The organism is Kitasatospora sp. NPDC049285 (assembly GCF_040678815.1).
In the GTDB taxonomy this organism is placed as follows: Bacteria; Actinomycetota; Actinomycetes; order Streptomycetales; family Streptomycetaceae; genus Kitasatospora.
This window is the reverse complement of sequence record NZ_JBFAQR010000041.1, coordinates 17,864-35,833: the sequence shown is the minus strand read 5'-3', so window position 1 is coordinate 35,833 and position 17,970 is coordinate 17,864. Positions and strand designations below refer to the sequence as shown.

Genomic DNA, 17,970 nt, shown 5'->3' with positions numbered 1-17,970 from the left:
GCGGCTCCTTCGTCGTGCGGTGTTGCGACCACGGTAGGGGCACCCGCCCTCACACGCCGACCGCCTCCTCCATCTCCTCCTCCGCCGGTTCGACCAGGGCCGGGGCGGGGACGGGCACGGCGCGCCGGCGCTCGGCCGCCGCCGCGACGGCCAGCAGCGCCGCACCCGCCGCGAACCAGGCGAGCAGGGTGGCGAGGTGGCCGCCCAGGCCGGCCCGGCCGCCGAAGTAGACGTGGTCGCGGACGCCCTCCAGGAATCCGGCGCCGTTCCAGAAGGCGTGCAGCGCGCCGAAGAAGCCGTTCTGCAGCTCGGGCTGGAAGATGCCGCCGGAGCTGGTGAAGTTCAGCATCACGAACAGCGCCATCATGGTGAGCGTGGTCCACCGGCCGAGGAAGGCGTGCAGCGCGGTGCCGATCGCCACGATGCCCGCCGCGTACAGCCAGGACATCGCCCAGACCCCGGCCAGCCCGTGGTCGACGACGTGGAACACCGGCCCCGCGAGCAGCGCACCGACCAGGCTGACCACCAGCGACACCCCGAGGCCGAGCAGCGCCCGCACCCGCATCGACAGCGCCGCACCGGCCGCGCCGAGCACCGCCACGCTGCCGTAGGAGCCGATGCTCAGCGCCACCAGCAGGAAGAACAGCCCCTGCCCGGTCGGGTCGCCGGCCGGCAGCGGGGTGAGTTCCTGCACCGTCAGCGGCTTGTCCTGCTGCGCCGCGACCTTGGTGAACACCTTCTGCGCGGCGCCGGCCGAGGTCTCCGAGTTCGCCGTGGCCACCAGCAGGGTGGGCGCGCCCGGGTCGGGCAGATAGGCGGCGACCAGTTCGCGGTCGAGCAGCCGCTGCCGGGCGTCGTCGGCGGTCGCGACGGTGCCGACGTCCAGCGCGTCGCCGGCCCGGTCCGCCAGGGTCTGGGCGAGCACCCGGTCCTGCGGGCTCTGGCCGATCACGGCGACCTTGAGCTGGTGCGGGGCGGGCGCGTGGAAGGCGGACAGGTAGGCGATCCCCATGCCCAGGCACATCAGCAGCGGGGTGACCAGGTGGGTGAGGACGTGCCGCAGGGCGGGGCGGGGCGCCGGGGACGCCGTGGACATCGCAGCTCCATCGTTGGTAAGTACAACTATTTGGTTGCACTCTACAACGCAACGATTCCCCGGATCCAGACCGCGCCCCGCCCTGTGGCCGCACTCACAGCGGCCCGCGACCGCCTACAGCAGGTCGTCCAGCTCCCGCAGCAGCCGCGCCTTCGCCCGCGCCCCGACCAGCGAGCGCACCGGCTCACCGCCCTGGAACACCATCAGCGTCGGCATCGACAGCACCCCGTACGCGGCCTGCGTCTCCGGGTTGACGTCCACGTCCAACTGGACGATCTTCAGCCGGCCCGCCTGCTCGTCCACCAGCTCCGCCAGCACCGGGGCGATCATCCGGCACGGCGGGCACCAGTCGGCGGTGAACTTCACCAGCACCGGACCCTCGGCCGCCAGCACCTCGGTCGCGAAGTCCTGGTCGGTCACGCTCCGCACCACACCCATCGCATCCTCCCTCTCACTCGTCACTCCTCGGTGCGGACCAGCTCGCAGCGCGGCTCCGGCTCCACCGCCGCCAGCGCGTCCCGAGCCGCCTCGGCCTGCACCAGCTGCGCCGCCACCCGCTCCCGGACCTCGGCCAACCGGGCCGCCACGGCGTCCAGTTCGGCCAGCTTCGTCCGGTACACCTCCAGCGAGGCCGGGCACGAGTCGCCCGCCGGATGACCGGCCCGCAGGCACTCCACGAACGGCCGGGTCTCCTCCAGCTCGAACCCGAAGTCCTGCAGCACCCGGATCTGTCGCAGCAGCCGCAGGTCCTCCTCGTCGTACGACCGGTAGCCGTTGCCGCCGCGCCGCGCGGGCAGCAGCCCGCGCGACTCGTAGTACCTCAGCGTCCGAGTGGTGGTCCCGGCCCGCTCCGCCAGTTCGCCGATCCGCATGCCACGACGCTAGACCTTCACCCCGGCGTCAAGGCCAGCGGAATTTCCGGGAAATTCCGGGAAAGCGCTTCCCAAGATCGCTTACAGTCGGCGGAATGACCGACCTGACGGCCCTGCTCGCGGCCTACGACGAGCACCTGCGCGGCCTCGGCGCCCGCCGCGACGACGAGACCCACGACAGCGACGGCCCGCTGCTGCGCAAGTACGGCGGCTTCCGCGGCTTCGTCACCTCCCCCGCCGCCGACCTCGGCCTGGACGGCGCCGAGCTGGACGCGCTGATCGCCCGTCAGCGCGACTTCTTCGCCGCCCGCGGCGAGGCCGTCGAGTGGAAGACCCGCGGCCACGACCGGCCCGCCGACCTGCCCGACCGGCTGCGCGCCGCCGGCTTCGCCGCCGAGGACCCGGAGACCGTGCTGATCGGCGTCACCGCCGAACTCGCCACCCCCGGCCCCGCCCCCGAGGGCGTGACGCTGCGTCAGGTCACCGACGCCGCCGACATGCGGCGGATCGCCGCCATGGAGGCCGCCGTCTGGGACGAGGACTGGAGCTGGCTCGCCGAGGACCTCACCCGCCGCGCCGCCGACCCCGAGCACTTCCTGGTCCTGGTCGCCGAGGCCGACGCCCAGGTGGTCTCCGCCGCCTGGCTGGTGCACCGCCCCGGCAGCCCGTTCGCCGGCCTCTGGGGCGGCTCCACCCTCGCCCCCTGGCGCGGCCGCGGCATCTACCGCGCCCTGGTCGCCCACCGCGCCCGCTGGGCCCTCGACCGCCGCATCCCCTACCTCCAGGTCGACGCCTCCCCCGACAGCGCCCCCATCCTCCGCCGCCTCGGCATGCACGCCGTCACCACCACCACCCCGTACGTCTGGACCCCGCCGGCCGACTGACCCAACCGGGCGCGTCGCAGCCGCCCCGGCGGCCACCGCCGTCAGCACCGTCAGCACCGTCAGCACCGCCAGCAGGACCTGGCCGGTGCGGGCCGGCGGCTCCGCGCGGACCGCGTGGACCGCGTGGAAGCGGTGGTGCCGACTCAACTCGTCCTCCAGCCGACCGAGTTCGTCGAGCGCGGCGGCCGGGCCGCGGACCTCCGCCGGCGCCACCACCCGGCTCAGCGCGGGCATCCGGAGCGCCGCCACCTCTCCGAGCGCGCCCGACAACAGGGCTGACGGACCGCCAGGCGCCGGAGCGCACCCGCCCGGAGCGCCGCCGGACCAGCGACGTGCAGCGGCCGTGACCGCCGTGCCGACCGCGACGCGGTCAGCGTGCGGCGGCCGAGACCGCCACCGCCGCGTCGATCGCGCCGTACAGCTCGGAGCGCAGGCCGAGGCCGCTGACCTGGATGTCGACGGCCTCGGCGACGGCGGGCTGGGCGTGGCGGTCGACGGACTCGCGGATGCCGGCCACCAACGGGGCGCCGGCCAGGCCGAGTTCGCCGCCGATGATGATGGCGGCGGGGTTGAGGCAGTTGACCAGGTCGGCGAGGACGCGGCCGATGGTGCGGCCGGCCTCGCTGATGACCCGGGCGGCGGCGGGGACGCCGGCCAGCTGGTCGAGCGGCGGGAGGTCGGGTTCCTCGCCGGGTCGGGCGCCGGGGGTGAGGACGTGGGCGAGGCGGCGTCGGACCTCGACGATGGAGGCGACCGACTCCAGGCAGCCGCGGTTGCCGCACCGGCACCAGGTGGAGGTGTCGGGGAGCTGGATGTGGCCGATCTCGCCGGAGATGCCGCTGGCGCCGCGGTAGATCCGGCCGTCCAGCAGGAGCCCGGCGCCGATGCCGGTGGAGGCCTTGACGTAGATCAGGTCGTTGACGGAGCGTCCGGCGCCGTAGGCGCGTTCGCCGCGGGCGCCCATCTCGGCGTCGTTGCCGACGGCCACGGGGCGGCCGAAGAGGCGGCCGAGTTCGGCGGCGGGGTCCATGCCGATCCACTGGGAGAGCGTGGAGGGGGCGCGGACCACCTGGGTACGGGTGTCCAGGGCGCCGGGGATGCCGGCGGCGATCGCGGTGATCTCGTCGAGGCTCCGGCCGGCCGCGTCGAGGGCGCGGGCGGCGAGCGAGGCGGCGGCGTCGAGCACCTCGCGGGGGTGGTTGTCGACGTCGAGCCGGTCCCCGGCCTCGCCGAGCACGGTGCCGGCGGTGTCGGCGACGGCCGCGGTGACGTGGGTGTGGCCGAAGTCGAAGGCGAGCACCAGCCCGTGCGCGGGGCGCAGGGTGACGGCTCCGGCCCGCCGGCCGCGGCCGGCAGCGGTGGTGGCGGTGGCCTCGCTGACCAGTCCCTCGCCGAGCAGGTCGGTGACGGCGCTGCTGACGGCCGACCGGGACAGCCCGGTGAGCCGGCTGATGTCGGCCCGGCTGAGCGTGCCGTGTTCGCCGAGGACGGCGAGCAGGGTGGCCCGGGTACGCAGGCGGCGCGCCGAGGGGGCGGGGGCTGGAGCTGTCATGAACGGAACGGTACCGAATCCGGAGCCGATTTGTGCCGCGGAAAGGATTATTTATCGTCCTGCTCGGCTTCTTGACGGACGAATTGGCCTATACCTATCGTGGCCACAGCAGTACCTCATGGGCCGGTTCGGGACACGCGCCGGGAGAGGAAGGCCGATGTACGCCACGCAGAGCCGCCACCGCTGGTGCGTCGAGATCCCGCACGCCACCACGGTCCGCTCCGGCCGCCACCTGTTCATCGTGGACGCCGCCGCCGAGGACGACGCCCGCCGCGAGGCGATCGAGCGCGCCGAGTCGGCCGAGGCCCGCCGGCACCGCCGGGACGCAGCCCTGGACCTGGCCCAGGTCACCGTGGTCCACCTGGCGCTGATCAACGGCCACTGAACGCAGCGACCCCCGGAGCCCGAACCAGGGCCCCGGGGATCGCGCTGCCGCGAACGGCTCAGGCTCGGCCGGCCGCCTTCTGGGTCCGCCGCGCCAGCGAGTCGATGACCACCGCGGCCAGCAGCACCGCGCCGGTGATCATGAACTGGATGGCGTTGCTCAGGCCCTGGATGTTCATCCCGGACTGGATCGAGCCGATCACCAGCGCACCCAGCAGCGCCGACCAGGTGGAACCGCGTCCGCCGAAGAGGCTGGTGCCGCCGATGACGGCCGCCGCGATGGCGTTCATCAGCAGGTTGCCGCCGCCGGAGGTCTGCGAGGCCGACTGGATCTGCGCGGCCAGGAAGAGACCGCCGATCGCCGCCATGGTCGAGCAGATCATGAACACCGTGATCCGGATCGCCGACACGTTGATGCCGGCCCGCCGCGCGCCCTCGATGTTCCCGCCCAGCGCGAACACCTTCCGGCCGTACGGCGTGCGGCGCAGCACGAACTCCAGCACCACCACGAAGATCACGAAGATCAGCAGCGCCAGCGGCAGGCCCTTGTACTGGTTCAGGGTGTACGCCGCCAGGAAGCCCACCACCGCGAGCGCCCCGGTGCGGATCAGGATGTCGGTCATGGTCCGGTAGGGCACGCCCGCGGTGCGCCGGCGCCGGGCGTCCAGCAGCGAGGACCCGAGGAACAGCAGCACCCCGACCGCGGCCGCGCCGTAGGCGGCGGCCTGCTGCCCGTAGATGGTGCTGTACAGCTTGGAGACGATGTCCTTGCCGGACAGGTTGACGGTGCCGGTGGAGCCCAGGATCTGCAGCATCAGGCCGTTCCAGCCGAGGTTGCCGGCCAGGGTGACCACGAAGGCGGGGACGCCGACCTTGGCGAAGAAGAAGCCCTGGATCAGGCCGACCAGCGCGCCGCCGACGAGCGCCGACAGCAGCGCCACCCACTGGTTGACCCCGTGGGTGACGTTCATGACCGCGAAGATCGCCGCGCACAGGCCGCTGACCGAGCCGACCGACAGGTCGATCTCGCCGAGCAGCAGCACGAAGACCACGCCGAGCGCGATCATGCCGGTGCCGACGATCTGCTGGGACAGGTTGGACAGGTTCTGCGCCGACAGGAAGCTGCTGTTCAGCGAGCCGAACACGGCCCAGATGACGATCAGCGCGATCACCACCGGCGCCGAGCCCAGCTCGCCGCTGGTCACCCGGCGCTTGAACTCGATGAAGTAGCCCTTGACGCCCTCCTGCCGGACGATCAGCCGCGGGTCGATCGCGGGCGTGGCGTCGGCGGCCACCGGGACGGGGGCGTTGACGCCGCCCTTGGGCATGGTGTCCTCGGGCAGCGGGTGGTGCCGGCCGCCGTCCGGGTCGGGGATGTTGCCGCTCACTGGCCGCCCTCCGTGCCACGGGCCTGACGGCGCGTCACGGCGTTGTCCGTGGCGCCGGTGATGGCCGAGATGATCTGTTCCTGGTTGGTGGAGCGCTTGTCGAACACCCCGTTGTTGCGGCCGAGTCGGAGCACCGCGACGGTGTCCGCGACCGCCATCACGTCGGCCATGTTGTGGCTGATCAGGATCACCCCGAGGTTCTGGTCGCGCAGCCGCTCCACCAGGTCGAGGACCTGCGCGGTCTGCTCGACGCCGAGCGCGGCGGTCGGCTCGTCGAGGATCACCACCTTCGGCGAGCCGATCAGTGCGCGGGCGATCGCCACCACCTGGCGCTGACCGCCGGAGAGCGAGGCGATCGGGATCCGCACGCTGGGAATCCGGATCGAGAGGGTGTCCAGCAGCGTCCGGGAGCGCTTCTCCATGGCGACCTCGTCCAGCACCAGCCCGAAGTGCCGCAGCTCCCGGCCGAGGAACAGGTTGCCGACCACGTCCAGGTTGTCGCAGAGCGCGAGGTCCTGGTAGACGGTCGCGACGCCGAGGTGCTGGGCGTCCTGCGGCCGGTGGATCGACACCGGCCGCCCTTCCCACTCGATCTCGCCCTCGTCGGGCTGGTAGACCCCGGCGATGGCCTTCACCAGGGTCGACTTGCCGGCCCCGTTGTCCCCGACCAGGGCGACCACCTCGCCGGTATGCACCTCCAACTCGATGTCGGTGAGCGCCTGGACGGCGCCGAACCGCTTCGAGATCCCGCGCAGCGCCAGTACGGTCTCACCCGCCACCGCGACCAACTCCTTTACGAGTGAGGGTGATTACTGGAGCCCGGCAGCCTGGCAGGCCGCGGCGTAGTCCGGGGTGCAGATCTGCGGCACGGTGTACAGGCCGTCGGCGACCACGGTGGTCTTGATGTTGTCCTTGGTGAGCACGGTGGGCGCGATCAGCAGCGCGGCCACCTTGTTGCCGCTGCCGTTGGTGGAGCTGGTCGGGTTCAGCGAGGCCTCCGGGCTCTTGCCCTGGGCCAGCGCCACCGCCATCGCGCCGGCCGCGTCCGCCTCCGGCTTGTACGGCTTGTAGATCGACATGGTCTGGGTGCCCGCCAGGATCCGCTGGACCGCGTCGAGCTGGGCGTCCTGGCCGGTGAGCGGGACGCTCAGGTTGGCGGCCTTCAGCGCGGTGGCGATACCCGCGGCCATGCCGTCGTTGGCGGAGTAGACGCCGACCACGTTGGGCGCGCCGATCGCGGTGATCGCGGCGGCGGCCTCCTGGTTGGCGGTGTTCGGGTCCCACTGCGGGGTGTCGTACTCCTTGCCGATCTTCAGCTTGCCGTCGATCGCGCTGTGCGCGCCGGCCTTGAAGTCGGCGGCGTTCGGGTCGGTCGGGGAGCCGTTGATCATGATGATCTGGCCGGCGCCCGCCTTGCTGCCGACCGCGGCGACCAGCGCCTCGCCCTGCAGCTGGCCGACCTTGTGGTTGTCGAAGGAGACGTAGGAGTCGACCGGGCCCTGCGCGAGCCGGTCGTAGGCGACCACCTTGACGCCGGCGTCGTGCGCCTTCTGCACCGAGGACTGGATCGCCTTGGAGTCGACCGCGTCCAGGATCAGCACCTGGTCGCCCTTGGTCAGCGCGGTGTCGACCTGGGTCTGCTGCAGCGTGGCGTCCTGGTTGGCGTTGTAGTAGTCGATCTGCGCGTTCGGCGCCAGCGACTTGATCTTCGCCTCGATCAGCGGCTTGTCGAACTGCTCGTACCGGGTGGTCTTGGACTCCGGCAGCAGCAGGCCGATCTTCACCGCCCCCCCGGCGCTGCCGCTGCCCGAGGAGCCGCTCGACTGTTTGGCACTGCCGCACGCGGTGAGCCCGATTCCGAGCGAGGCCACCACGGCGGCCATGGCGATCCGACGAAGACCGATGTTCATGACGCTGCCCTTTTCCGTTGGAGTCCGCCCCCGTCACTCAGTGTGAGGACGGCAGCGGAACGCCACGATCCGGGCTGGGCCACACGGGTGGCGAAATCCCCTCGGCGGCCCACTCGGGACGTCGGCGGCGGCCGGAAAGCTCCGCCGGGGCTCGCGACTCGGCGGCGGAATGCGGGAGACTGCGGCCATCACTCACCACGGGGGAAGACCGATCCATGACCACTCCGCAGCCACCGCACGACCCGCTGCGCAAGCAGAACGTGCCGCCGCCGCCCAGCACGCCCCCGACCACGCCACCGCCGCCGGCCGCGCCGCCGAGCGGCGCCCCCGTCTACGGCTACCCGCACCCCTCGCCCGAGTACGGCTACCCGCAGGCCCCCGCCTCCCCCGTCGCCTACGGGTACCCGGCGCCGGGTCCGGCGGCCGCGGCGCCCGGGCAGCCGCTGGTGGTGCTCGGCGACATCATCGTGACCAGCACCGAGATCCTCACCCCGGCCGGTCCGATCCCGCTGCGCGGCGCGGTGTGGACGGTCACCGACCTGTCCCGCACCGAGGAGCGGATCGCCCCGGCGGGCATCGTGCTGGCGATCGTCTTCTTCGTCTTCTGCCTGCTCGGCCTGCTCTTCCTCCTGATGAAGGAGCGCCACACCGTCGGCCACGTCCAGATCACCGTCACCGGCGGCGGCCGCTACCACACCACCTCCATCCCGGTCAGCTCCCCGCACCAGGTGATGGAACTCTTCAACGGCGTCAACTACGCCCGCAGCCTGAGCATCTGACGCCTATCAGCGCCGGCGGTCGCGGCGCCGCAGCAGTACCAGGACAACCGCGCCGAGCAGGACCAGCGCGGCGCCGGCGAGGGCGAACACGGTGGAGCCCTGGCCACCGCCGGTTTCGGCGAGCCCTGGACCTGCCGGGGCGGTCGGGGTCACAGCGGACCTGGAGGCGGTCGACGATGCGGTCGGGGACTCGGTCGGGCCACCGCTCGGGCTGATGGTCGGCGACGGCGACGGCGACGGCGTCGGCGTGGGGCTCTGGGCGGGTGCGGCGGCGAACCGCAGCGGCACCGGCTCGGTGCGCACCCGGATCCCACCGCCGCCGTCCATGACCGGGGCGGCAGGGTCGATCCACTCGGTGGAGAGCACCATCGTGGCGGGGCCGGGCTGCACGGCGCCGTGCACGGCGAGCCGGACCGGGATGGTGACGGTCGACTTGGCAGGCAGCGGGATCGGTGGCCAGGCCTTCCACTCGCTGGTCATCTCCCAGTTGCCGAGGCCGAGCCGCGGGCCGGGCTGGTGGTTCTCCTCGGGCATGAACGCGGTGGCCGCGCGCCACGGGTGGTCGGCGGTGCGCGGGTCGCGGTAGTCGACGCTCTCGTTCTCCGCGTACAGGGTCTTCGCCTGGTCGGCGATCTGCAGGTAGACGTAGGCAGCGCGGGGCGTGGACTCAGCGTTGGCGAGGACCAGTTGGAAGTCCACCGGGTCCGCGCCGATCACCACCTGGGTCGGAGCGCCTTGGATACCGACCCGGTAGTCGGCGGGCAGCGCGACTGCCTGCGGCGCGGCGGTCGCACCGAGCAGCAGGACGGCACCGAGAGCGGGTATCAGCACACTGCGGGGGCGCATCGGAACCTCGCGGGAGCGGCGGGACCTGGACGCGTTCACGATAGCGAAGGGCTGTACGCCCTCCGCATCGTGTGGTGGACCGTGGGTTGAGGACCCGTCAGAGCAGGTTCGGCGTAGTGCCTCGGGTCACCGGTACAGGCGCTGCGCGAGCAGGGCGCGGCCGGTCGGCCAGTCGCCGAGGCCGGAGGCGGGGTTGAGGTGGCCGAGGGCGCCGGCCTCGACCAGGTCGGCGGCGAGGGCGGTGGCGGTGGTGCGGGCGTGGGCGGGTGAGCTGTAGGGGTCGTCGGCGCTGGCCACCAGCACGGTGGGGAACGGCAGCGGGGCGAGCCGCGGGGTGCCGAACCCCTGTGCGGCGGTGGGGAAGTGGGGGCCGTGCGGGTCGGGCGCGGCGACCAGGAAGGCGCCGGTGATCGCGCTGTCGGCGTGGTCGGCGGCCCATTCGGTGAGCAGCGAGCAGCCGAGGCTGTGCGCGACGATCAGCTTGGGGCCGTCGATGCTCCGCAGCGCCGCGTCCAGGTCGGCGACCCAGAGGTCGCGCACCGGGGCGTCCCAGGAGGCGTGTTCGACCCAGACGGCGTTCGTCTGGGCGGCGTGCCAGCGGTACTGCCAGTGCTGGGGGCCGGAGTTGTCGATCCCGGCGAGGTACACGTAGGTGGGTTCCATGCTCAGACCTCGGGCTCGGCGCGGCGGGCGCGCGTGACGGACCGGAACGCCGTCCGAATCCTCGCGGAATTGCCTTCGGCCCCGGGTGACCGGCGCCGGGAGCGGGCGGCGGAAATGACCCGGGGAGGTCGGGCAGCGATGCGGAGTCGCCGCTGACTCCCGGAGGCGGCGCGGGGGCGGTTCGGGCCGGGCCGCGCTTTCCGGACCCTAGCGCAGGGCCCTCGGTGCCCGAATGACTTCCTCCGCATTCTCGCCAGCTGGGACGCCTCCGGGGCCGGGCCACCGGCATCCACTTGACCGTGTCTCATCATGTGGAACGGCGGGGAGCAGTCGGTCCGCGCGGCCCGCACCCGGCGCCGCGATCCACCCCTACCCGGGCGTTTCCCGAATTCCGGAGTCTTCACCGGCCGCGCTTTCGCCTTTCCCGAAATCCCCGGCCGGTGAATTCGCGGGCCGGCTTCACCGGCGACCGTTCCGATCGGCCGACGGCGAAGCATTCCGGCGTTTCGCCCCGAGACCCGGCGAGCCGCCGACCGATCGGTCGTGCGACGGTCGTCACACTCGGGACCTCCACCTTTACCTCACCTGACGGCGCATCACCGTCGGAACTGACGGTCGTTCAGCCCGCCGCACGGTGTTTGACCTGGGCTTCCAACTGCCTTTGTCCATCGCGGATGAGACGGAACTTCACGTCCCGGCAGCGGATCGGTCACCTGTTCGCCCGATGATACGATCATCCCGCTTGGGGGAGCGGCGGGTTCACCCTGCGATGGCGGGGATTCAGCAGTCGGCCGCCAGTCGCCTGAAGAGAGTCTTATGACGAAATACACAGCGAACCCGTTGCTCTGGGTTCTCGTCCTGGTCCTCGTCGCCGCGGCCGTCGTCGTCGTTCGCCAGCGCAAGGCGTCAGCGGCACTGCGGGAGCAGATCGGCGGGCTTCGGGAGCACTACTCCGACCTCGAACACCACTATACGCAGTCGGTGGCCGCGGCTCAGGAGCAAGCTGACGAAGCGACAAAAACCGTGCTGAAGTCCGCAATGCGGACCCTGCAGGGCCTCGCCGCGGAGCAGCAGCTGATCCTGTCGCGCCTGCAGAGCAAGTACGGCGAGTCCGTGATGCTGCAGGACCTCATGGAGGTCGACCACACCAACTCGCAGTTCGGCCGGCGCGCCCAGTCGATCGCGGTGCTCTGCGGCGGCTGGCTGGGTCGGCACCGCGACGTCGCCTCGGTGTACGACGTGGTGCGCAGTGCCCAGGGCCGCATCCGGCACTTCCGCCGGGTGGAGATCCTCTCGCAGGTCGACTTCGGGATCTCCAGCCGCGCCGTCGAGCCGGTCGCGCTGGCCCTGGCCGAGCTGCTGGACAACGCGACCAGCTACTCCAGCCCGGACACCGTGGTGGAGATCAACATCCGCACCGTGCCCAAGGGCGTGGTGATCGTGGTGGACGACGCCGGCGTCGGCATGAACGACGAGGAACGCGCCCGCGCCGAGCGGCTGCTGATCACCGAGCGGGTCACCGGCGTGGCCGGGCTCGGCAACCCTCCGCAGTTCGGCCTCGCGGTGATCGGCGTGCTCTCCGAGCGCTTCGGCTTCGAGGTGTCGGTGGACTCCTCCTCGCCGTACGGCGGTGTGCGCTCCGTGCTGCTGCTGCCGCACGAGCTGCTCACCGGCATGCCGGACAAGCGGGTTCCGGCCCCGGCCGCGCACAACGTCGTGCACAACGCCGTGCACGGCTCCGTGCCCACCCACGTGCCGGCGGCGATGCCCGCGGCCGCGCCCGCCGCCGCGATCCCGGCGCCCGGCGCCGAGCCGATCGGCTCGACCGCCGACGGGCTGCCGCTGCGGCGCCGCAAGCGGCCGATGGCGATCGTGCCGCCCACCGCCGACCCGTACGCCACCGATCCGTACGCCGCACCGTACGCCGCGCCCGCCCAGCCCGCCGCTCACCGCACCGGCGCGGAGACCGCGGCGATCATGGGTGCCTTCCAGCGCGGCACCCGGTCCGGTCGCGCCACCCTCCGGGACGACGCGGACCCGACCAACAGCACCCGCGGTGCAAGCAGCGAAGGGCATGAGTTCTCGTGAACGACGATCTGTCATGGATGCTCGACAGCGCCCTGGAGATTCCCGGGGCCCTGCACGCGGTCCTGATCTCCGCGGACGGTCTGCTGATGGCCCGCACCAGGGACATCGGCAAGGACAACGCGGACCGGGTCGCCGCCGCGATGAGCGGCGTGCAGTCGCTGAGCCGCTCGCTCGGCTTCTTCTGCGACAACCCCACCCAGCGCTGGCAGCAGACCCTCGTGGAGTTCGACGGCGGCTGGGTCTTCCTGATCTCCGCGGGTGAGGGCGCCTACCTGGGCGTCTCGGCCTCGCCGGACGTCGACATGCAGGACATCACCTTCCGGATGCAGCAACTGGTCGGCCAGTTGGGCAAGTTCCTGGCCGCACCGCCGCGCGAGGACCTAGGAGTTCGCAGGTGACCAACCCCGAGGACCTCGAGTACGAGTCCACCGGCTTAGTCCGCGCCTACGTCATCACCAAAGGCCGCGAACTGCCGGACGAGCAACAGCTGTCGCTGATCACCCTGGTCACCGCCGCCCCCGAACCGGGGCATCGGGCCGCCCGGCTCACGCCTGAGGAGCAGCGCCTGCTGGACATCTGTTCCGCCGGCTACCTCTCGGTCGCCGAACTCGCCGGCCACACCCGGCTGCCGCTGGGTGTGGTGCGGATCGTGCTGGCCTCGCTCAGGGACGCCGGCCACGTGATCACCCGCCCGCCGGTGCCGCGGGCCCGGTTCGCCGACAGGGACATCCTGGAGGAGGTGCTCAATGGACTCCACGCCAAGTTCGGCTGAGGTTCGCAGCCTTGAGGAGCAGGACTACGTCTCCGGCGGAGCCACCCAGACGGCCGTGAAGATCCTCGTCGTCGGCCACTTCGCGGTGGGCAAGACCACGTTCATCGGGTCGATCTCCGAGATCGAGCCGCTGTCCACCGAAGAGACGATGACCCAGGCCGCCGAGGCGATCGACGACCTCAAAGGCGTCAAGGGCAAGACCACCACCACGGTGGCCATGGACTTCGGCCGACTGACCATCAGCGAGCGGGTGGTGCTCTACCTGTTCGGCACCCCCGGCCAGATGCGCTTCGTCCAGATGTGGGAGGACATGGCGCGGGGCGCGCTCGGCGCGCTGATCCTGGTCGACCCGGAGCGGCTCGCCGACTCCTTCCCGGTGATCGACCTGATCGAGCAGTACGGCCTGGACTACGCGATCGCCGTCAACCACTTCGACGGCAACCCGGACCGGGCCGAGGCAGCACTGCGCGAGGCACTCGACCTGCTCGACGACACCCCGGTCGTCACCTGCGACGCGCGCGACGAGAAGTCGTCGGCCGCCGCCCTCACCACACTCGTCCGCTATTTGCTGGACCGCGCCAGCTAGGAGCAAGGCAGTCATGGACGCTCGTTCTTCAGCCCCGGTACCCCCGCCCGGGTGCCCGGCCTTCGGCGGCCGGGTGCCGCTGTACGGGCCGGAGTTCGCGGCCGACCCGCAGACGTACTACTCGTACCTGCGGCACTACGGCCCCAGCGCGCCCGTCGAGCTGGCACCCGGGGTCGACGCGACCCTGGTCACCGAGTACTCGGCGGCGCTGCAGCTGCTGCAGGACTCGGCCTCGTTCCGCAAGGACTCCCGCCGCTGGCGGGACTTCGCCGAGGGCCGGATCCCGATGGACAGCCCGGTGGTCCCGCTGCTCGCGTACCGCCAGAACGCCATGTTCAGTGACGGCGCCGAGCACCTGAGGCTGCGTCAGGCGATCACCGACAGCATGGCCCGGGTCGACCCCCGCCGGCTGGCCCGCAGCACCCGGCAGGCCTCCGACTTCCTGATCTCCCAGTTCGGCTACCGCGGCTCGGTGGACCTGGCCGGCGGCTACGCCCGCCAGCTGCCGCTGTTCGTCTTCAACGAACTCTTCGGCTGCACCGCCGACATGGGCGACCGGGTGCACTACGGCATCTCCAACATGTTCGACGGCATCAAGCCGGAGAAGGCCGCCGAGGTGCTGTTCGGCGCGGTCGGCGAACTGGTCGCGCTCAAGCGCGCCCGGCCCGGCGACGACGTCACCTCCTGGCTGATGCAGCACCCCGCCCAGCTCACCGACGACGAGCTGGTGCACCAGGTCGCCCTGCTGCTCAGTGCCGGCGCCGAGCCGCTCAGCAACCTGATCGGCAACTCCCTGCACCGGCTGCTCACCCACGACGCGTACGCCCACCAGGGCGGTCTGATCGACGAGGCGATCGACGACACGCTGTGGGAGAACCCGCCGGTGGCCAACCTCGCACCGCACTACGCGGCCACCGACATGGAGTTCGCCGGCCGGCAGGTGCGCGCGGGCGACCTGCTGATGGTCAGCTTCGCCGCCGCCAACAGCAGCCCGATCCTGGCCGCCGAGCGCCAGGCGAGCAGCCGGGCGCACCTCGCGTGGAGCGCCGGTCCGCACGCCTGCCCGTCCAAGGACCCGGCGCGGCAGATCACCATGAACGCGGTCGAGAACCTCTTCAACCAGCTGCCCGACATCGAGCTGGCGGTGCCGGAGGAGAGCCTGACCTGGCGGCCCGGCGCGTTCAGCCGCGGCCTCACCACGTTGCCCACCCGGTTCACCGCGACCAGGCCGCCCGGTCAGCCCGCCCGTGAGGAACCGACGCGGGCGGAGCCCGCCACCGCGCCCGAGAAGGTGGGGCGTTGGAGCCAGTTCCTCAACTGGTTGACCAAGTGATGTTCACAACAGTTCCCAACTCGCCCTAACCGCATGAATCTTCAACATGACGGGTATTCAGCAGCGCAATTGCCCAGGCGATATGCCGTGTGTTGTTGATGACTCGAGGACAAGGAGGGTGTCATGGACCAGGCCTCCAGGGACGCCGCCGTTCAACACCCCGCCCCGTCGCACCCTCCGATACCCGCCCCTGGGGGCGGGTATCTCCTTTCCACGCCCGTCCCCCGTCCGGTCGGACCGCGCGACGCCGCGCCGCGCCGCAGATCCGGGGGGCCGGCGGTCGGCCGCACCGTCGGCGGCCACACGGTCCGTCAACTGCTGCCCCTGTGCGCCCAGGCGGGCCTGGGCGCCGCGGACTCCGCCGCGTACGCGCGGGCTCTCACCGAGGCGCTGGGCCCGGTCGCCGACCGCCCGCTCGACCTGGCGCCCGGCACGCCGTCGTTCCTGTCGGACGACCACACCCCGGTCGAGTTCTCGCTCTCCTTCGCCGTCGGCGCGGCCCCCACCCTCCGGGTTCTGCTGGAGCCCGCCAGCGGCCTCGGATCACTGGCCGAGTCCGGACGGGCCGGCCTGCTCGCCGTCCGCGCCCTCGCCCAGCGCTGGAACATCTCCACCGGCCCGCTCGACGCCGTCGAGGACCTCTTCTTCCCCGACCGCCCGCACGGCGCGTTCGCACTCTGGCTCGCACTGGAACTGCTGCCCGGCGGCGTCCCCCGGATGAAGGTCTACCTCAACCCCGCCGCCCGCGGCCCCGAGCACCAGGCCGCCACCTTCCGCGAGGCGCTCCACCGGCTCGGCCGCACCAGCGCTCTGGACGCACTGCCAGGCCACGACCGGCTGGTCTTCTTCGCCCTCGACCTCGGCGACTGGGAGCAGCCCCGGGTCAAGTTCTACACCTCCCACCCCGGGTTGGCCCCGTCCGCCGTCGGTGCCCTGAGCACGATGGCCGGCGGCCCGAACCCCGCGGAACTCGAGTCCTTCCTGCGCACCGCCGCCGGCCTCCCGGCGGACCGTCACACCCGGCTGGACCGACGCCCGGTGCTCACCTGCCACGCCTTCACCGGCGCCGCCGACGGCCTGCCCAGCGGCTTCACCCTGTACCTCCCGGTCCGCGACTACGCCCGGCACGACGGCGAGGTGCTCGACCGCACGGTGGTCCTGCTGGACCGCTACGGCATCGACCCGACGCCCCTGCGCGAGGCTCTTCCGGCCGTCACGCCGCGCCCGCTCGAGAGCGGCGTGGGCCTGATCGCCCACCTCGCCCTGGCCCACCAGCAGGGCCACCCGCCCCGGGTGACCACCTACCTCTCCTCGGAGGCCTACCGGGTCCGGCCGCCCGCCGCCTGATCGGGACGCCAGCCCCGACCGTCATCGGGCCGCAGCAGCGGGACGCCGCGTGAAGCCGCACACTCCACGCGCGCCCCGATCCCTCCGCTGCGGCCCGGCCGCCGCAGGTGAGCGCGCGGCCGCTACCCCTCGCGCAGCTCGCGCAGGTACGCGCGGACATCGACCTGGACCGACGAACCCGTCGCGAGGCCGTACCGGGCCTCGATGCCCGACAGGTAGGCGTCGATCTCCTTGTGCATCACGTCGGCGGCCGGCAGCGCCGCCTCGCCCGTCAACAGCCGTGCCACCCAATCGGCCTGAGCCTCCACCAGGCGGGTGATCGACCCCACCGGGCGGATCAGGCCGAGGAACCACAGCCCCGGCTGGTCCGGCGCCACCACCCGCCGGTACAGCCGCACCCGCCCCTGGCCGCCCGCCGGGTGGCCCTCCGGCAGGAACGGGAACCGCCAGCCGAACCCGGTGCAGAACACGATCGCGTCCGCCTCCGCCGAACTCCCGTCGGTGAAACGGACGGTGGAGCCCGCCAGCGCCTCGATCCCGGGCCGCGGCAGCACGGCGCCGTGCCGGATCCGGCTGAGGATCTCGTCCGAGATCGTCACCGCCGACGAGAAGATCCGGTGGTCCGGCTCGGGCAGCCCGTAGTCCGACAGCTTGCCGCGCGCCACCAGCAGCGCCTGCTCCACGAACTCGCGCTGCTCCTCCAGCGACTTGGCGCCGAACCACGGCGCGTCCGCGATCAGGTCGGACGATATGCCGTACAGCTGCTTCGGCACGACGTGCAGGCCCCGGCGGACCGAGAGCACCGTCCGCGCCGCGTGCCGGGACAGGTCCGAGGCGATGTCGACCGCGGACGCCCCCAGCCCCACCACCACGACCCGCTGACCCTCGAAGTCCCGGCCGTCGCGGTAGTCCATCGAGTGCAGGATCCGCCCGGTGAACGACTCCGCCCCGCGCGGCAGCGGGTCCGGCAGCAGCGGCACCGAGTGGTGCCCGGACGCCACCACCACCTGGTCGAACTGCCGCACCGCCTCCGTTCCCCGCGCGTCCCGGGTCACCACCGTCCATACGCCGTAAGCGTCCTGACGGACCGATACCGCCTCGGTGCGCAGCTCGATGTGCGGGAGCAGGCCCGCCCACTCCGCGAACCCGCGCAGGTAGGCCGCCATCTCGTCGTGCCGCGGGTACTGCCCGAGCTCCTCCCCCATCGGCCAGGCCGCGTACCCGGTCAGCTGCTTCGCCGTGTTCAGGTGCAGCGAGCGGTAGCCCGGGCCCGGCTCGCCCGCTCCCGGCAGCCGCCAGAGGCCGCCCACGTCCGCCGCGCGCTCGACGCAGACGAACTCCACCCCCCGTTCCCGGAGCGCGTACGCAGCCGCCAACCCCGACAGCCCCGCACCGATCACACACACGCCCACGGCAGCCTCCGCGCATCCGTCACAGCAAGTCCGTTGTCCCCCAATGATCTTGACTTCC

At 72.3% G+C, this 17,970-nt stretch carries 20 protein-coding genes; 10 read left to right on the top strand and 10 right to left on the bottom strand.

Annotated elements, in window-relative coordinates; all coding sequences use genetic code 11:
- Positions 1 to 49 precede the first annotated feature (49 nt).
- From AB0K51_RS23720 to AB0K51_RS23710, 3 genes are all read right to left on the bottom strand, one after another.
- A complete protein-coding gene (locus AB0K51_RS23720; RefSeq protein WP_363458753.1) occupies positions 50 to 1,096 on the bottom strand; it encodes a hypothetical protein in 1,047 nt (348 codons plus the stop codon).
- 114 nt (positions 1,097 to 1,210) lie between these two features.
- Positions 1,211 to 1,534: a thioredoxin gene (gene trxA / locus AB0K51_RS23715; RefSeq protein WP_363458752.1), complete on the bottom strand. Its 324-nt coding sequence runs from the start codon at positions 1,532 to 1,534 to the stop codon at positions 1,211 to 1,213.
- Between the two features lie 20 nt (positions 1,535 to 1,554).
- Complete coding sequence (locus AB0K51_RS23710) at positions 1,555 to 1,968, bottom strand: MerR family transcriptional regulator (RefSeq protein ID WP_363458750.1); 414 nt, start codon at positions 1,966 to 1,968, stop codon at positions 1,555 to 1,557.
- Positions 1,969 to 2,063: 95 nt separating this feature from the next.
- Here AB0K51_RS23710 and AB0K51_RS23705 point away from each other — a divergent pair, with 95 nt between their 5' ends.
- Together AB0K51_RS23705 and AB0K51_RS23700 are read left to right on the top strand one after the other, a co-directional pair.
- Complete coding sequence (locus AB0K51_RS23705) at positions 2,064 to 2,852, top strand: GNAT family N-acetyltransferase (RefSeq protein WP_363458749.1); 789 nt, start codon at positions 2,064 to 2,066, stop codon at positions 2,850 to 2,852.
- Between the two features lie 135 nt (positions 2,853 to 2,987).
- Positions 2,988 to 3,131: a hypothetical protein gene (locus AB0K51_RS23700; RefSeq protein ID WP_363458748.1), complete on the top strand. Its 144-nt coding sequence runs from the start codon at positions 2,988 to 2,990 to the stop codon at positions 3,129 to 3,131.
- A gap of 91 nt (positions 3,132 to 3,222) precedes the next feature.
- Here AB0K51_RS23700 and AB0K51_RS23695 read toward each other — a convergent pair whose 3' ends face one another.
- Positions 3,223 to 4,404 (bottom strand): ROK family transcriptional regulator, encoded by a 1,182-nt coding sequence (locus AB0K51_RS23695; RefSeq protein WP_363458746.1) that lies wholly within the window; start codon positions 4,402 to 4,404, stop codon positions 3,223 to 3,225.
- A gap of 157 nt (positions 4,405 to 4,561) precedes the next feature.
- Between AB0K51_RS23695 and AB0K51_RS23690 the strand changes: the two genes are divergently transcribed.
- Complete coding sequence (locus AB0K51_RS23690; RefSeq protein WP_363458745.1) at positions 4,562 to 4,789, top strand: hypothetical protein; 228 nt, start codon at positions 4,562 to 4,564, stop codon at positions 4,787 to 4,789.
- A gap of 58 nt (positions 4,790 to 4,847) precedes the next feature.
- On the opposite strand, the gene AB0K51_RS23685 is transcribed toward AB0K51_RS23690, so the two are convergent.
- Genes AB0K51_RS23685 through AB0K51_RS23675 form a run of 3 tightly spaced genes read right to left on the bottom strand, consistent with a single transcriptional unit; the run spans position 4,848 to position 8,086 of the window.
- A complete protein-coding gene (locus AB0K51_RS23685) occupies positions 4,848 to 6,116 on the bottom strand; it encodes a sugar ABC transporter permease (RefSeq protein ID WP_363458800.1) in 1,269 nt (422 codons plus the stop codon).
- Between the two features lie 56 nt (positions 6,117 to 6,172).
- A complete protein-coding gene (locus tag AB0K51_RS23680; protein ID WP_363458743.1) occupies positions 6,173 to 6,964 on the bottom strand; it encodes an ATP-binding cassette domain-containing protein in 792 nt (263 codons plus the stop codon).
- 21 nt (positions 6,965 to 6,985) lie between these two features.
- Positions 6,986 to 8,086, bottom strand: coding sequence for a substrate-binding domain-containing protein (locus tag AB0K51_RS23675; RefSeq protein WP_363458741.1), 1,101 nt, complete (start codon positions 8,084 to 8,086; stop codon positions 6,986 to 6,988).
- Between the two features lie 215 nt (positions 8,087 to 8,301).
- On the opposite strand from AB0K51_RS23675, the gene AB0K51_RS23670 reads away from it, so the two are divergent.
- Positions 8,302 to 8,865 (top strand): hypothetical protein, encoded by a 564-nt coding sequence (locus AB0K51_RS23670; RefSeq protein WP_363458740.1) that lies wholly within the window; start codon positions 8,302 to 8,304, stop codon positions 8,863 to 8,865.
- A 6-nt stretch (positions 8,866 to 8,871) separates the two neighbouring features.
- Here the strand turns inward: AB0K51_RS23670 and AB0K51_RS23665 are convergent, their stop codons facing one another.
- Together AB0K51_RS23665 and AB0K51_RS23660 are read right to left on the bottom strand one after the other, a co-directional pair.
- A complete protein-coding gene (locus AB0K51_RS23665; RefSeq protein WP_363458739.1) occupies positions 8,872 to 9,711 on the bottom strand; it encodes an LPXTG cell wall anchor domain-containing protein in 840 nt (279 codons plus the stop codon).
- Between the two features lie 126 nt (positions 9,712 to 9,837).
- Positions 9,838 to 10,374, bottom strand: coding sequence for an alpha/beta hydrolase (locus tag AB0K51_RS23660; RefSeq protein WP_363458737.1), 537 nt, complete (start codon positions 10,372 to 10,374; stop codon positions 9,838 to 9,840).
- An 816-nt stretch (positions 10,375 to 11,190) separates the two neighbouring features.
- On the opposite strand from AB0K51_RS23660, the gene AB0K51_RS23655 reads away from it, so the two are divergent.
- The 6 genes from AB0K51_RS23655 (at position 11,191) to AB0K51_RS23630 (ending at position 16,500) form a co-directional block, all read left to right on the top strand.
- A complete protein-coding gene (locus AB0K51_RS23655) occupies positions 11,191 to 12,462 on the top strand; it encodes an ATP-binding protein (protein ID WP_363458736.1) in 1,272 nt (423 codons plus the stop codon).
- Positions 12,459 to 12,860 carry a roadblock/LC7 domain-containing protein gene (locus AB0K51_RS23650; protein WP_363458734.1) on the top strand — a complete coding sequence of 134 codons (402 nt, stop codon included), beginning with the start codon at positions 12,459 to 12,461 and terminating at the stop codon, positions 12,858 to 12,860. The genes AB0K51_RS23655 and AB0K51_RS23650 overlap by 4 nt, the downstream gene beginning before the upstream one ends.
- Positions 12,857 to 13,234: a DUF742 domain-containing protein gene (locus tag AB0K51_RS23645; RefSeq protein WP_363458732.1), complete on the top strand. Its 378-nt coding sequence runs from the start codon at positions 12,857 to 12,859 to the stop codon at positions 13,232 to 13,234. Before AB0K51_RS23650 ends, AB0K51_RS23645 begins: the two co-directional genes overlap by 4 nt.
- Positions 13,209 to 13,820, top strand: a complete 612-nt coding sequence (locus AB0K51_RS23640) for an ATP/GTP-binding protein (RefSeq protein WP_363458730.1) — start codon at positions 13,209 to 13,211, stop codon at positions 13,818 to 13,820. The genes AB0K51_RS23645 and AB0K51_RS23640 overlap by 26 nt, the downstream gene beginning before the upstream one ends.
- Positions 13,821 to 13,833: 13 nt before the next feature.
- Positions 13,834 to 15,153, top strand: a complete 1,320-nt coding sequence (locus AB0K51_RS23635; protein WP_363458728.1) for a cytochrome P450 — start codon at positions 13,834 to 13,836, stop codon at positions 15,151 to 15,153.
- 123 nt (positions 15,154 to 15,276) lie between these two features.
- Entirely contained in the window at positions 15,277 to 16,500 is a 1,224-nt protein-coding gene (locus tag AB0K51_RS23630) for a tryptophan dimethylallyltransferase family protein (protein ID WP_363458727.1), read from the top strand.
- Between the two features lie 122 nt (positions 16,501 to 16,622).
- On the opposite strand, the gene AB0K51_RS23625 is transcribed toward AB0K51_RS23630, so the two are convergent.
- Entirely contained in the window at positions 16,623 to 17,912 is a 1,290-nt protein-coding gene (locus AB0K51_RS23625; protein WP_363458726.1) for an NAD(P)-binding domain-containing protein, read from the bottom strand.
- Between the last annotated feature and the right edge of the window lie 58 nt (positions 17,913 to 17,970).